The 13,179-nt window shown below is 71.2% G+C and carries 15 protein-coding genes and 2 tRNA genes; 9 read left to right on the top strand and 8 right to left on the bottom strand.

The features are described 5' to 3' along the window. Positions 1–52 precede the first annotated feature (52 nt). Positions 53–1,075, top strand: a complete 1,023-nt coding sequence (locus O7632_RS25875; protein WP_278117977.1) for an expansin EXLX1 family cellulose-binding protein — start codon at positions 53–55, stop codon at positions 1,073–1,075. Here the strand turns inward: O7632_RS25875 and O7632_RS25870 are convergent. The 4 genes from O7632_RS25870 to bcp form a co-directional block, all read right to left on the bottom strand. Then, positions 1,029–1,631: a GNAT family N-acetyltransferase gene (locus O7632_RS25870; RefSeq protein WP_278117975.1), complete on the bottom strand. Its 603-nt coding sequence runs from the start codon at positions 1,629–1,631 to the stop codon at positions 1,029–1,031. The genes O7632_RS25875 and O7632_RS25870 overlap by 47 nt on opposite strands. A gap of 44 nt (positions 1,632–1,675) precedes the next feature. Then, positions 1,676–1,749 (bottom strand) — tRNA-Leu (locus tag O7632_RS25865). A gap of 11 nt (positions 1,750–1,760) precedes the next feature. Then, positions 1,761–2,363, bottom strand: coding sequence for an HNH endonuclease signature motif containing protein (locus tag O7632_RS25860; RefSeq protein ID WP_278117973.1), 603 nt, complete (start codon positions 2,361–2,363; stop codon positions 1,761–1,763). A 42-nt stretch (positions 2,364–2,405) separates the two neighbouring features. Then, positions 2,406–2,897, bottom strand: coding sequence for a thioredoxin-dependent thiol peroxidase (bcp, locus tag O7632_RS25855; RefSeq protein WP_278117971.1), 492 nt, complete (start codon positions 2,895–2,897; stop codon positions 2,406–2,408). A 132-nt stretch (positions 2,898–3,029) separates the two neighbouring features. On the opposite strand from bcp, the gene O7632_RS25850 reads away from it, so the two are divergent. From O7632_RS25850 to O7632_RS25835, 4 genes are read left to right on the top strand one after another with little or no spacing between them, the layout of a single operon-like run. After that, positions 3,030–3,776 carry an energy-coupling factor ABC transporter permease gene (locus tag O7632_RS25850; RefSeq protein WP_278117969.1) on the top strand — a complete coding sequence of 249 codons (747 nt, stop codon included), beginning with the start codon at positions 3,030–3,032 and terminating at the stop codon, positions 3,774–3,776. Then, positions 3,773–4,132 (top strand): PDGLE domain-containing protein, encoded by a 360-nt coding sequence (locus O7632_RS25845; RefSeq protein ID WP_278117967.1) that lies wholly within the window; start codon positions 3,773–3,775, stop codon positions 4,130–4,132. The genes O7632_RS25850 and O7632_RS25845 overlap by 4 nt, the downstream gene beginning before the upstream one ends. Before the next feature lie 12 nt (positions 4,133–4,144). Beyond that, positions 4,145–4,912: a cobalt ECF transporter T component CbiQ gene (gene cbiQ / locus O7632_RS25840; protein ID WP_278117965.1), complete on the top strand. Its 768-nt coding sequence runs from the start codon at positions 4,145–4,147 to the stop codon at positions 4,910–4,912. Positions 4,913–4,926: 14 nt separating this feature from the next. Continuing rightward, positions 4,927–5,724 (top strand): ABC transporter ATP-binding protein, encoded by a 798-nt coding sequence (locus O7632_RS25835; RefSeq protein WP_278117964.1) that lies wholly within the window; start codon positions 4,927–4,929, stop codon positions 5,722–5,724. Here the strand turns inward: O7632_RS25835 and O7632_RS25830 are convergent. Genes O7632_RS25830 through O7632_RS25820 form a run of 3 tightly spaced genes read right to left on the bottom strand, consistent with a single transcriptional unit; the run spans position 5,665 to position 8,078 of the window. Further along, entirely contained in the window at positions 5,665–6,816 is a 1,152-nt protein-coding gene (locus tag O7632_RS25830) for a hypothetical protein (RefSeq protein WP_278117962.1), read from the bottom strand. The two genes, O7632_RS25835 and O7632_RS25830, sit on opposite strands and share 60 nt — an antisense overlap. A 48-nt stretch (positions 6,817–6,864) precedes the next feature. Beyond that, on the bottom strand, positions 6,865–7,575 hold the full coding sequence (locus O7632_RS25825) for a thioredoxin domain-containing protein (protein WP_278117961.1): 711 nt from the start codon (positions 7,573–7,575) through the stop codon (positions 6,865–6,867). A gap of 5 nt (positions 7,576–7,580) precedes the next feature. Next, the gene (locus O7632_RS25820) at positions 7,581–8,078 is read right to left on the bottom strand and encodes a MauE/DoxX family redox-associated membrane protein (protein WP_278117959.1); all 498 of its coding nucleotides are present in this window, start codon (positions 8,076–8,078) and stop codon (positions 7,581–7,583) included. A 206-nt stretch (positions 8,079–8,284) separates the two neighbouring features. Here O7632_RS25820 and O7632_RS25815 point away from each other — a divergent pair, with 206 nt between their 5' ends. After that, positions 8,285–9,949, top strand: a complete 1,665-nt coding sequence (locus O7632_RS25815; protein ID WP_278120394.1) for a copper resistance protein CopC — start codon at positions 8,285–8,287, stop codon at positions 9,947–9,949. A gap of 75 nt (positions 9,950–10,024) precedes the next feature. Continuing rightward, entirely contained in the window at positions 10,025–10,843 is an 819-nt protein-coding gene (locus O7632_RS25810) for a YcnI family protein (RefSeq protein ID WP_278117958.1), read from the top strand. On the opposite strand, the gene O7632_RS25805 is transcribed toward O7632_RS25810, so the two are convergent. Beyond that, on the bottom strand, positions 10,797–12,110 hold the full coding sequence (locus O7632_RS25805; RefSeq protein ID WP_278120393.1) for a glycosyltransferase 87 family protein: 1,314 nt from the start codon (positions 12,108–12,110) through the stop codon (positions 10,797–10,799). The genes O7632_RS25810 and O7632_RS25805 overlap by 47 nt on opposite strands. 227 nt (positions 12,111–12,337) lie before the next feature. Here O7632_RS25805 and orn point away from each other — a divergent pair, with 227 nt between their 5' ends. Together orn and O7632_RS25795 are read left to right on the top strand one after the other, a co-directional pair. Next, on the top strand, positions 12,338–12,928 hold the full coding sequence (gene orn / locus O7632_RS25800) for an oligoribonuclease (protein ID WP_278117956.1): 591 nt from the start codon (positions 12,338–12,340) through the stop codon (positions 12,926–12,928). Between the two features lie 165 nt (positions 12,929–13,093). Next, positions 13,094–13,169, top strand: a tRNA-His gene (locus tag O7632_RS25795). The last annotated feature ends 10 nt before the right edge of the window (positions 13,170–13,179 follow it).

The following is a 13,179-nucleotide window of genomic DNA, read 5'->3' as shown; positions in this document are numbered from 1 at the left end:
CTCACTTAGGACTGTTGCCCCGGTACGTCGCACTGCGGCAGCATCACTGGTCGTGACCGACGACGGACCTGGTTCCCATGCCCGCAGGACCGGCTGGTCCGGCTGGACCCCCCGGAACCGCTGGCTCGCCGGCGGCGGCGCGGCGACCGGTGCCGCCCTGCTCGGCCTGCTGCTCGCCGCCCAGGTCGGTGCCAGCCCCGCCTGCGCCGCGCCGCCGGCCGGCGGCAGCACCTACCAGGGCAAGGCGACTTTCTACGACGCGCAGGGCCAGGGCGGCAACTGCTCGTTCGACAGCGCCCCGGCCGACCGGATGCACGTCGCGCTCGGCCCGACCGAGTACTCCGACGCCGCCGCCTGCGGCGGGTACCTCGACGTCACCGGCCCCCGGGGCACCGTACGGGTCGTCGTCATGGACCAGTGCCCGGAATGCGCCACCGGCCACATCGACCTGTCCCGGGAAGCATTCGCCCGCATCGCCGACCCGGTACAGGGAATCGTGCCGGTCAGCTACCGGGCGGTGGTCGACCCACCGACCGGACCACTCGCGTTCCGGATCAAAGAAGGCGCTTCCCAATGGTGGTTCGCCGTACGGGTCACCAATCACGGCAACCCGCTCGCGTCGGTCGAGGCTCGAACCGGATCGGGATGGCGCGAACTCGTCCGGCACGACTACAACTACTGGCTCGCCGACGACGGACTCGGCCCCGGCCCGTACACGCTGCGGGTCACCGACGTGGCCGGCAACCAGGCCAGCGTGTCGGGCCTCACGCTGGCACCGGAGCAGACCCAGACGACCGACGTACGGCTGTACGGCAGCGGCGGATCGGGCCCGGCCGCCGGCGCCGGCTCGTCCTCGGCGACCGGTTCCGGATCGACGTCCGGTCGGTCCGCTGAGCGTTCGCCGACGCCGGACACCGCGTCGGCCGCCGAGTCGCCGTCGGCCCGTCCAACGCCCGCCGGGTCGGCCTCGGCGAGTCCGTCGCCAACCGCCGGAGCAGCGGGTTTCGGGGCGGCGGCCAGCTCGGCGGTCACGCCCGCTGCCGCCCCGGCCGATCCGCCGCCGGCCTGCGGCTGACCGCCGGTGGTGGGGTTAGGTCGGTCAGGTCACGCCACATGATGATCTCGTCGCGGTCGTCGCCGTCGGCGACGCGCAGCGCACCCGGGAGCCGGCCCACTTCGCGGTAGCCGCACCGCTGATAGAACGCGGGCAGGCCGTGCCCGTCCCGGATGGTGACCTGCAGGGCTGCCAGGCCGAGTGACCGGCCGACTCGTTCGGCCTCGGCCATCAGCGCCAGGCCGTAGCCGCGCCCCTGCCGGTCCGGCGCGACGACCACCCGTTTGAGGACCCGCCAGTGTTCCTTGAGGTCGAATCGGTTACTGGTGATGAAGACGAACGAGGCCAGCCCAGCGGAGTCGTAGCCGACGAGTAGCCGATCGACGCCGGCGGCGACGCCGGCGAACGCGGCCTCGGCGGTCGGTCGTACGTCCGTGGCGGTCACCGGAGCGACGAACCCGACCGCGCCACCGGCGTTCGTGGCGTCCGCCCAGACCCGGACGATCCGCTCGCGCAGGTCGTCGTCGAGCGGCGGATCCAGCACGAAGCCCGGTTGTACGGAAAGTGGGGAACTCATCGCAGGGCGCTGGACTCCATCCCCGACTGTTGGTCGGTGTCGCGTAGGGCCGGCGGGACTCGAACCCGCACTAATACGGACCTAAACCGTACGCCTCTGCCAATTGGGCTACGGCCCCAAGTGCTTCTTCTATCTTACTCGCCGGACATAGGGTAGCTGAAGCCGGGGCGGATCGGCGACCGGCTCGGCCGCTGCGAACCGAGTCGGCGGCTCACTTATTGTCGTGGCGCGGCGAGAGCCTGCATAGGTCTCCGTTTGGCTGTGGCAGTTGGGGCAGAGTAGCCGCAGGTTGGTCGCCCTGTTGTCCAGGAAGTTGCCGTCGATGTGATCGACGTGCAAGGTCAGTGGTGCGTTCTGCCAGATGGTGCCAGTTCCGCAGATAGCGCATCGCTCCGGTACGCCCAGCGATATCAGCGCTCGCTTCAGCCGGAATCCCGGCGTCCGCCGCGACCCTTTGGGTAGTTTGATCAGTAGCATCGACGGAGTCAACCGATAATATCCGCGCTTGCCCCGATTGTGGGCGCTCCCAGTGAAGTGGGAGGTGTTAATGGCGTAGAACTTCAGGCGGCGACTGATGTGTGCATGTGAGCCACCGCTGACCCGGATGCCCAGATGGCGCAGCACATCGGTGACGCTGCGGCACTGTTCGGCGGCGGCAGCCAGCTGTTCCCGCGTGTATTTCTGTCTCCCCATACCCGCAACGTAGCGAGCGGGTACGACATTGTCGTCCATCGAGGAGTCGAGCGGCCGGATCTGACCGGTCGGCGGAGCCGGTCAGTCGAGACCGAGGTCGCGGCGGAGCTTGGCGACGTGCCCGGTCGCCTTGACGTTGTAGAGCGCTTTGGCGATGCGCCCGTCGCCGTCGATCACGAACGTCGACCGGATCACCCCGGTGACCGTCTTGCCGTACAGCTGCTTCTCGCCGTACGCCCCGTAGGCGGTGAGCACGCTCTTGTCCGGGTCCGAGACCAGCGGGAAGGTGATGCTGTCGCGTTCCCGGAACGTGGCGAGCTTGGCTGGCTTGTCCGGCGAGATGCCGACGACCTCGTAGCCGGCGGCCCGCAGCGAGGCGAGCGAGTCGCGGAAATCACATGCTTGCTTGGTGCAGCCCGGCGTCATCGCCGCCGGGTACGCGTACAGCACGACGTTGCGTCCGCGTAGCTCCTTGAGGGACAGCTGGTCACCACTGTCGGTCGGCAGGGTGAACTCCGGGGCGTTATCGCCCGGTGCGAGGCGGACGGGGCCTTCGGCGGCGGCGGAAGTCATGGCCCGGAGCCTACCCGGCACTCCGACCTCGGACCGTCTCGCCATGAAGACCCAGTTGCAAGCTCTATGCAAGAACGGTGCCCGGAAATAGTCTGACCAGGTGATCACCGGACCCTTCCTCGGGAGACGCACGTGAACCCCCTCGCACTCCACATCCAGAACGGGGTGCTCAACGGCCCCGTGGCGGTCGGCTACGCGATCATCGCCGCGGCGGCCTTCGCGTACTGCGTCGCCCGTGGCCGACGCGACCTCGACGACCGGCTGGCGCCGATGGCCGGCCTGGTCGCCGCGTTCATCTTCGCCGTCCAGATGCTCAACTTCCCGGTCCTGCCCGGCGTCAGCGGCCACCTGCTCGGCGGGGCGCTCGCCGCGCTGCTGGTCGGCCCCTGGGTCGGTGCGCTCTGCGTGTCGATCGTGCTGATCGTGCAGGCGCTGCTGTTCGCCGACGGCGGAATCACCGCCATCGGCCCGAACGTCACCAACATGGCCCTGGTCGGCACCGCCGCCGCGTACGGGCTGATCTTCGTCCTGTTGCGGGTGCTGCCGCGCAACCCGACCGGGCTGGCGGTGACGGCCTTCGTCGCGTCGGTGGTCAGCGTGGTCGCCGCCGCGTTGAGCTTCGTGCTGCAGTACGCCATCGGCGGCACCACCCAGCTGCAGGACTACGGGCTCGGCCAGGTCCTGGCCCTGATGACCGGCACGCACGTGCTGATCGGCGTCGGGGAGGGTCTGATCGCGGCGGTGACCGTGCTGACCGTCGCCAAGACCCGCCCTGACCTGGTGTACGCCCTGCGCGGCCTCCGGAAGACGGGCAACCCGACCGGATCGACCGGCGCGTCCGGTTCGCCGGCGACGATCCCCACCGGAGGTACGGCATGAAGCGCAACACCGGGTTCATCCTTGCCGGCCTGCTGCTGTCGTTGCTGCTCGCCGGGGTGGTCAGCAACTTCGCGTCTGGTTCCCCGGACGGTCTGGACTCCGCCTCGCTCAAGGGTTGCACGGTCGGTGCCGACGAGGAGATCGTCGACGGCACCTGCATGGCGAGCGGTTTCGAGGAGCACGAGTTGAGCGACAGCCCGTTCGCGGACTACGGCCTGTCCTTCGTCGACAACTCGTTTCTCGGTACGGCGGTCGCCGGCACCGTCGGCGTGCTGCTGACCTTCGCGGTCGCGGGCGGACTGTTCTGGCTGACCCGCAGCCGGCGGCCGGCCGTCGATTCCGCCGAGCCGAGGTAACGGCGAGTCGAGGTGGGCGCGGGACACGGGCATCTGCTGCACCTGGATCGACCGAGCCCGGTGCACCGTCTCGCGCCGGAGGTGAAGATCGCGGCGATGGTGGCCTTCACCCTGGTGGTGGTGGCCACCCCACGGGAGGAACTCTGGGCCTTCGGCGGGTACGGGGTGTTGATCGTCGCCGTCGCCGCCGTCGCCCGGGTGCCGGCGGGCTGGCTGGCCCGCCGGTCGTTGATCGAGGTGCCGTTCGTGGTCTTCGCGTTCGCGTTGCCGTTCCTGGCTGGCGGTGAGCGGGTCAGCTGGTGGGGGCTGTCGTTGTCGGTGGAGGGGCTGTACGGCGGCTGGAACATCCTGGCCAAGGGCACCCTCGGGGTACTCGCCTCGTTGCTGTTGGCCGCCACCACCAACAGCCGGGACGTGCTGGTCGGTCTGGACCGGCTGCGGTGCCCGTCGATCGTCACCCAGATCGCCGCGTTCATGCTGCGCTATCTGGAGGTCCTGATCGGGGAGGCCCGGCGGATGCGGATCGCCAGGATCTCCCGGGGCGACGATCCTCGTTTCCTGTGGCAGGTCCGGGGCTTCGCCGCCGGGATCGGGGCACTGTTCCTGCGGGCGTTCGAACGCGGCGAGCGGGTCTATCTGGCGATGATCTCCCGGGGGTACGACGGCCGGATGCCGGCCGCCTGGCGGGTCGGCGGCCAGGCGTCGGCCGGGCAGTGGGCGGCCGCCGCGTCCGTACCGGTGGCGGCCGTGGCGATCGCCGCCGTGGCACTGCTGGGATGACGACGGGAAACGCCATGAGCGATTCGGTGGGTGACGCGACGGATCCGCCGTCGCTGGAGGTACGCGGGCTGCACTTCGCCTACCCGGACGGCCACCAGGCGTTGTGCGGGGTGGACCTGACGGTGCCGCGTGGTGGTCGGGTGGCGCTGCTGGGCCCGAACGGCGCGGGCAAGACGACCCTGGTGCTGCATCTCAACGGCGTTCTGGGGGGCGGCGCCGGGCAGGTGAGCGTGGCCGGCCTGACCGTGGACGAGCGGCGGGCGACGTTGGCCGAGGTGCGCCGGCGCGTCGGTATCGTCTTCCAGGATCCTGACGATCAGTTGTTTCTGCCGACCGTGGCCGAGGACGTGGCGTTCGGGCCGGCGAACCTCGGGCTGCGCGGCGCCGAGTTGGCGGCGCGGGTGGACGAGGCGCTGTCCGCGGTGGGGATGACGGCGCATCGGGACCGCACCCCGCTGCACCTGTCGTTCGGGCAGCGGCGTCGGGTCGCGGTGGCGACGGTACTGGCGATGCGCCCGGAGATCCTGGTGCTGGACGAGCCGTCGTCGAACCTCGATCCGGCGGCTCGCCGGGAGCTGGCGGAGATCCTGCGAGGGCTGCCGGTGACCATCCTGATGGTCACCCACGATCTGCCGTACGCGATGGAGCTGTGCGACCGGGCGGTGGTCCTGGACGCGGGGCGGGTGGTCGCGGACGGCCCGACGGCGCGGTTGCTCACCGACTCCGAACTGCTGGCCCGGCACCGGTTGGAGCTACCGTTCGGGTTCGACCCGTCGTTTGCCGCCCGCCAGCTCGCCGCCCGCCGCCGCTGAGTCCGACGCGGCCGCGCGCAGCCGCAGCAGCGCGGCGACCGCGACACCACCGCCGAGAGCGATCAGCGCGGCGAGGGCGAACCGGGGCCACGACGTCGGCCCCGGCACCAGGGCGATCGCGCGGCCGAAGACCTCCGTGTTCGCCACCCCGGCGAAGATTGCCAGGCAGATGCCGGTGAGCGCGAGCCCGAATTCGGCGTTGGGCTCGGCGGCGGGGCGGCGGGTCGACGCGTAGCCGGCGGCGACCAGCGCGGCCAGCCCGGTGGCGAAGGTCCAGATCGGCCCGGTGAACACCGCCATGGACAGCGCGACCGGATCCGGCGGGGAGACGCCCACGGTACGGGCGACGGCGTACCCGATGCCGATCAGTCCGCCGACGGCGAGTAACGCGGCCGAGATCCGGCGTGGGGTTCGCGGGCCGCGCCACGCCGCGGCGGTGAGGACACCGGCCAGCAGTACGGTGCCGAGCAGCGTCGCCGTCCACCAGTTCACCGGATCCGGTGGCGGAATCCAGTCCAGGGTGCCGCGCACCTCCAGCGGGGTGACGCCGTCGCGCAGCGGCACCGTCCAGTCCCGGATCCGGTGTCTGTGGTCGGGATCGGCGCGCACCTGCGGCGGCGGTTGACCCTCGGCCCAGTAGGTGCGCTGGTCGTGCCAGCGGATCACCGGTTCGTCGCTGACCCGCCGCCACTGGGGCGCTGCGGTGGGATCGGCGTCGTCGGGTACGGCGGTGTCCGCGGCGAGAGTCCGGTTCTGGTAGACGCTGGGGGAGCGGACGTTCTCGTACACCCCGTCGGGCCGGATCTCCAGGTAGGGCTCGCCGGAGTAGCCGAGCACCTCGATGGTGCGCCCGCTGTGGTTGGCCAACTCCAGTCGCGCCCCGCCCTCGACGGCCCGGACGCGCAGTCCGTCGACGGCCGGGGTGACCCCGGTGACCTGGACCAGATAGTCGGTGGCCGTCGGGGCGTCGGCACCATGCGCCGCCGCTGGCCCGGGCGGCGGCAACAACGGCAGCGCCGCTGCGGCCAGCAGCACCAGCGTCACCCTGGCCAGCAGCGCCAGGGACGCTCCGATCCGCGCCGCCGACGTCACTCTGGCCGGCGATGCCGGGGCCGTGCCCAGTTCACCACGGATCATCGGTCAGCCGGCCGCGTCCACTGCGGCGGTGATCGCGTCCGCGCTGCTGCCGACGGTCTCGCCGTCGACCATCACGGTCGGTGTGCCGGCCACGCCGGCCCGGCCGGCTTCGTCTGTGACGTGCCCGCTCCAGCTGCGGTAGGTGCCGTCACGTACGCAGCTGCCGAAGCTGTCGGCGGCCAGGCCGACGCCGGTGCCGATCTCGACGAGCTGGTCGTCGGTGAGCCCGGCGCCACCTTCGGCCGGCTGCTGCTCGAACAGCGCGGCGGCGTACTCGGTGAACTTCCCGTCGGCGGCCGCGCAGCCGGACGCCGCCGAGGCCCGCGTCGAGTACGCGGTGCTGGTCAGCCGGTCGAGGATCGCGACGGGGTGGTACACGACAGTGATCCTGCCATCGGCGACGAGCTGGTCAAGGGTCGGGCCGACCTGCTGTTCGAACTGTCGGCAGGCCGGGCAGAGGAAGTCGACGTAGAGGTCGACGGTGACCGGCCCGTCCCCGACCGGGATGCCGGAGTCGTTGGCGACCGCGCCGGGCGGCGCGGTGTACTCACCGGTGCGCTGGGCCTGGTAGAGCCCGTAGCCGACGAGGCCGGCGAGGAGCAGCGCGACCACGACGACGACCGACGTCCACAGTGTGCGCCGCCGCCGCCGTTCCCGGGCGATCTGCTCGCGGACGACCTTGGCCGCCCGCTTCTGCTCCACTCGACGACTCATGGCCGTCACCGCCGATCTAGGTAGCTGTCGATGGAAACCGCACTGCGCGGGAACCACAGCAGGAACCCGGCGAGTACGAGGAAGCCCAGGTCGCGGACGATCTCCGGGCCGTAGCTCGGGTTCTGCCCGGCGCTCAGTTCGCCGCCCACCCCGAAGCAGCCGCAGTCGATGCGCAGCCCGCGCGCCCACGCCGAGGTGATCCCGGCGACGAAGATCACCAGCAGCCCGGCGGACACCCCGGCGGTCAGCCGGGTGGCCAGGCCGAGCAGCAGCAGCACGCCGAGGGTGAGTTCCACGAACGGCAGGGCGGCGCCGATCACCATCGCCAGGTCGTACGGGAAGACCTGGTAGGCGTTGACCGCCCGGCCGGAACCCGCCAGGTCGTCGATCTTCGAGCCGCCGGCGACCAGCCAGACGGTGGCCAGGCCGAGGCGGACGGCGGTGCCGAGCCACGGCTGGATCGCAGGCCAGCGCGACCGGCGCGCCTCGATGCTGCGTGTCATGTCTGTTTAGTCGCCCCACACCCGGTGGCGAGTTCCCGCGTCATGGGACATCACACCTGGGGTGGGGATGCTGTGCGTCACACCACCGATGGCGTCGACTGGTGTCCGAATCGTCCATGATCGGGCGGGAACTTTTCGGGCCGAACGGCCGACCAATCATGAATGAGGGAGAGCCGGGTCGCGCGAGGGCTACCGACTCGGCGAGCATATGCGGCATGACTGCCGCAACGAATCGATGGGCGTCGCGTCTGGCCGCCGTCGCCGGACTGCTCATGGCGGCGTTGCCCGTCGTCCTGCTCCCCGCCGCACCGGCCAGTGCGCACGCCGTACTGGTCAGCACCAGCCCGTTGCTCGACTCGGTGGTGCCCAACGCCCCGGCCGAAGTGGTGCTGACCTTCTCCGAGTCGGTGCGCCAGGTGCCGGACCGGGTACGGGTGATCGCCCCGGACGGACAGCGGGCGGACCAGGGCGAGCCGGTGTTCAACGGTGCGGTGGTCACGATCCCGTTGGGCGAGCGGACGCCACGCGGCACCTACCTGGTCAGCTACCGGGTCATTTCCGCCGACGGTCACCCGGTTTCCGGCGGGTTCACCTTCTCGGTCGGGGCGCCGTCGGCGGTGCCGACCGACGACGCGAGTGGCAGCGACACCGATCCGGTGGTCAGCAGGCTGATCCAGGCCAGCAAGTTCGCCGGGTACGTCGGGCTGCTGCTACTCGTCGGACCGGTGCTGGTGCTCAGCCTGCTCTGGCCGCGTCGGCTGTCCCGGGCGGGGCCGAGCCGGCTGGTCTGGACCGGGCTCGGTCTGGTCGCGGCGGCCACCCTCGCCGCGCTGTGGCTGCAGGCGCCGTACGTCACCGGGGGTGGGTTGGTCGACGTCGACGGCGCCGCGTTCCGCGACGTCATCGGCAGTGGGCTCGGGGCCGCGCTGCTGGTCCGGCTCGGCGTCCTGACCGCTGCGGCGGTCCTGCTGCGGCCCTTCCTGACCGGCGTCGACGGCCGCAGCGACCGGATCCTGCTCGGCGGGCTGGCCGTGATCGGACTGTTCACCTGGCCACTCGCCGGACATCCGGCGGCATCGCCGGTGCCCGCCGTGTCGGTGGTGGTGGACGCGGTGCACCTGGCCGGCATGGCGGTGTGGCTCGGCGGACTGGCGATGCTCGGGGTGTTCCTGCTGCGCCAGGCCGACGAGCGGGAACTCGGTGCGATTCTGCCGATCTGGTCGCGCTGGGCGGCGCTGGCGGTTTGCGCGCTGCTGCTCGCCGGTACGGTGCAGGCGCTGATCGAGGTCGGCACCCTCGGCGCGCTGTTCTCCACCACGTACGGCCGGCTCCTGCTGACCAAGATAGGGCTGTTCGTGGTGGTCCTCGCGGTGGCGGCGTACTCGCGGCAGCTGGTCCGGGACCGCAGCGCGGCCGGCCGACCCGGCCGCATGCGACAGGCCATCTGGACCGAGTTGGGCGTCACCGCCGTGGTGCTGGCGGTCAGTGCGGTGCTCGTGCAGACCACTCCGGCGCGCACCGCCGTCGTGGAGAACCTCCGCGGCACTTCCGGCTACTTCTCCACCACCCTCACCACCGAGATCTATTCGCTGCAGGTCGAGGTGGACCCGGCGCGCCGGGGCAACAACTCGGTTCACCTGTACGCCTACACCCTGGACAACCGCCCCCAGGCGGTGCTCGAGTGGCAGGCGACCGCCGCCCTGCCGGCCAGCGGGGTCGAACCGATCGAGATTCCGTTGCTGCCGCTCACCGACAACCACGCCACCGGGGAGATCAGCCTGCCGACCGAGGGCGAATGGGAGCTGCGGATCACCGTACGGATCTCCGACATCGACCAGGCCAGCGTCTCCACCCCGGTGGAGATCGGCTAACCGGCCACGTACCGTCACGAAACCCGGAAGAACCAACACGAACCGCGTAGGAACCACGAGGAAGGGTGCTACCACATGCTTCGTCACCGAGGCTTCCTGGCCCGTACCGCGACGCTGACCGGGGCGGTCGCCCTGGCCGGCGTGTTCGGGCTGGCCGCCCCGGCCGCCGCACACATCACCGTCAGCCCGTCACAGGCCAGCGCGGGCGACTACGCCCGGTTGGCGTTCCGGGTGCCGACCGAGAGTTCCACCGCTGGCACCACCGAGGTGGAGGTGGTGTTGCCGGAAGACGCCCCGGTGGCCTCGGTCCATCTGTTGCCGGCGGCCGGCTGGACGGCGACGGTGGAGAAGGCACCGGTGGATCCGCCGCTGGAGATGCACGGGGCACAGGTGACCGAGGCGGTGGCCCGGATCGTGTGGACCGCCGAGACTCCGGAGGCGGCGGTCCAGCCAGGTGAGTTCCAGGAGTTCGTCGTCATGATGGGGCCGCTGCCGGAGGTCGATCAAATGGTCTTCAAGTCGTTGCAGACCTACTCCGACGGCACGATCGTTCGATGGATCGAGGTGCCGGTCCCCGGGCAGGACGAGCCGGCGACGCCGGCGACCGTGCTGCGGTTGACGTCGGACGCAGGCGACGAACCAGCCGCCGATCCGACGGATCCGGATCCGGCCGGTACGCCGGACGGCGAGACGTCGACCGGCGACACCGCGTCCGGTGCCGACGACGCGTCCGGAACGGGCCTGGCGGTCGGGCTGGGCGTCGCCGGGCTGCTCGCCGGTCTGGCCGGACTGGTGCTGGGTGGGCTGGCGTTCGCCCGGTTCCGCCGCGCCGCGCCGGCTACCGCCGCTACGGGTGGTCCGGAGTCCGGGCGTGGTGCCGGATCGGCAACGTGACCAGCAGCAGCGCGGCCGCGACGACGTAGAGATTACGGAGCAGGAAGGTGCCCGGATCGTCGGTGGGCACCGGATCATGCCCCCAGTCGACCAACGACACCACTCCGAAGGTCAGCGCGGCGAACGTACCCGCCGCCAGGACCAGCAGCGCGACGGACCGGGCCCGGCTGGTCGGGCCGGTTGCCGCCCGGCTGGTCGGGCCGTCCGCCGCCGCGGCCGGCAGCCCGTCCGCCGGGCCGTCCGCTGGTCCGTCCGCCGGGCCGTCCGCTGGTCCGTCCGGCGGCGCGGGCAGCGGCGAGACCACCGGCCGGATCGCCGCGTCGACGAGCACGATCAGCGCCGGCACGAACCAGTACACGTGATGCGGCCAGGTGATCGGGCTGATCAGGGCACCGACCAGCCCGGTCAGGGCAAGCCCGGTCAGCTCGTCGCCGGCCCGCGCGGCCCGGGCCGCCCGCCAGAGCCCGTACCCGGCGGTGACCGCCACCAGGACCAGCCAGATCAGCCGGTGGGGTTCGTCCGGCGCGACGAGCCGCCCGAGCAGGCCGAGCAGTGACTGGTTGCCGGTGTAGTCGGTGCGGCCGACCCGCTCGGTGGTCCACAGTTCGTGGGTCCAGAACCGCCAGGACTCGGCCGGCGCGAGCGCCGCGGCCAGCAGGGTGGCGCCGGCGGCGGCGGCGCAGGACACCAGCGCCGCGCGCCACCTCCGGGTCACCAACAGGTAGCCGATGAAGATCCCCGGGAACAGTTTGATCGCGGTGGCCAGGCCGATCCCGACGCCGGCCCAGCGGGACCGGCGCGGTACCGCGTACAGCAGGTCGGCGAGGATCAACACCACGAGCAGCATGTTGATCTGGCCGAAGAAGAGGGTCTCCCTGGTCGGTTCGATCACCACGATCAGCGGTACGGCCAGCGCCGCCGGATACCACCGGGGCAGTCCTCGGCGGCGGGCCACCGGGGTGACCAGCCAGACGGTGGTGGCGACCACCGCCAACAGGGTGCCGACGGTGAAGATGGCGGTGGTGGCCCCGACCGGAAGAGCGGCGAACGGCCGCAGCAGCAGTGCGGTGAACGGGGGATAGGTGAAATACAGCTCGCCCTGCACCGGATCGGGCTGGACGTAGTCGTAGAGCGGATTGCCGGCCGCCCACCACCGCATCGCGCTGAGGTAGATCTTCAGATCGTAGAAGTCGTGCCGATTTCCGTACCAGGTCAGGGCGGTGACGACGACGGCGGTGAGGCCGACGACCAGGGCGACCCGCCGCAGCGTCCGGCCACGCCGGCCGTCCGGTTCGCTGGCCGGTCCGCTCGCCGGTCCGCTCGCCGGTCCGCTCGCCGGTCCGCTGTCCGGTGCGGCGGCGGGGGACGGCGGAGGGTCCGGCAGGGCGTCGGCGGGCACGCCGCGAGCCTAATGGGTGTCCTCCGCCGGGTGCCGACACCGGCCGGTAGGTCATGACCGGCTGCCGGCTGGATCATGCCGCGTAGGCTGTCGGCGTGGCTGATCTTCTTGTCTGGATCGATTGTGAGATGACCGGGCTCGATCTCGGCAGGGATGCTCTGATCGAGGTGGCGGCGCTGGTCACCGACTCCGACCTCAACGTCCTCGGTGACGGCGTCGACCTGGTGATCCACGCCGACGAGGCGGCCCTCGCCGGGATGCCGGACGTGGTCCGCGAGATGCACGAGAAGTCCGGTCTGACGCAGGAAGTGCGCCGCTCGACGGTCACCCTCGCCGAGGCGGAGGACGAGATCCTGGAGTACGTCAGCGGGTTCGTCCGGGATCCCAAGACGGCCCCGCTGTGTGGCAATTCGATCGCCACCGACCGGGGGTTTCTGGCCCGTGACATGCCCCGCCTCGACGCCTTCCTGCACTACCGGATGATCGACGTGTCGTCGATCAAGGAGCTGTGCCGACGTTGGTACCCCCGGGTGTACTTCGGGCAGCCGGCCAAGGGCCTGTCGCACCGGGCACTGGCCGACATCCAAGAGAGCATCCGGGAACTGGAGTACTACCGCCGGGCCATCTTCGTACCGCTGCCCGGACCGGACGTGGACGCGGCCAAGGCGATCGCCGCCGGCCTCTGACCCGTCGGCGGGCCGCTGTCTGTCCGTCCTGCCCGTACGTCCCCGCCGGCGATGGCGCGGCCCGGCCTGCGGCGCGCGCCATGGCAACCCTGTCGACGCGGTAGGCATGGTTGCGGCTATCATTGGTCGGCACCACACGCGGCGGTTCGTCGGGTGAGGTTCGTGGTGGCTGTAGCTCAGCAGGTAGAGCACCGGGTTGTGGTCCCGGGTGTCGAGGGTTCAAGTCCCTTCAGTCACCCCACACGACCAAG

The sequence above is a fragment of the Solwaraspora sp. WMMD406 genome (assembly GCF_029626025.1).
Taxonomy (GTDB): Bacteria; Actinomycetota; Actinomycetes; order Mycobacteriales; family Micromonosporaceae; genus Micromonospora_E.
The sequence above is the reverse complement of the archived record's forward strand: the minus strand, read 5'-3'. Positions and strand labels throughout refer to the sequence as shown.

What these genes read in the sequence shown, in the direction of transcription:
- O7632_RS25870 (WP_278117975.1), bottom strand. Translation starts at nt 1,631, where the DNA reads ATGAGTTCCCCACTTTCCGTACAACCGGGCTTCGTGCTGGATCCGCCG.
- O7632_RS25860 (WP_278117973.1), bottom strand. Translation starts at nt 2,363, where the DNA reads ATGGACGACAATGTCGTACCCGCTCGCTACGTTGCGGGTATGGGGAGA.
- bcp (WP_278117971.1), bottom strand. Translation starts at nt 2,897, where the DNA reads ATGACTTCCGCCGCCGCCGAAGGCCCCGTCCGCCTCGCACCGGGCGAT.
- O7632_RS25845 (WP_278117967.1), top strand. Translation starts at nt 3,773, where the DNA reads ATGAAGCGCAACACCGGGTTCATCCTTGCCGGCCTGCTGCTGTCGTTG.
- O7632_RS25835 (WP_278117964.1), top strand. Translation starts at nt 4,927, where the DNA reads ATGAGCGATTCGGTGGGTGACGCGACGGATCCGCCGTCGCTGGAGGTA.
- O7632_RS25825 (WP_278117961.1), bottom strand. Translation starts at nt 7,575, where the DNA reads ATGAGTCGTCGAGTGGAGCAGAAGCGGGCGGCCAAGGTCGTCCGCGAG.
- O7632_RS25820 (WP_278117959.1), bottom strand. Translation starts at nt 8,078, where the DNA reads ATGACACGCAGCATCGAGGCGCGCCGGTCGCGCTGGCCTGCGATCCAG.
- O7632_RS25810 (WP_278117958.1), top strand. Translation starts at nt 10,025, where the DNA reads ATGCTTCGTCACCGAGGCTTCCTGGCCCGTACCGCGACGCTGACCGGG.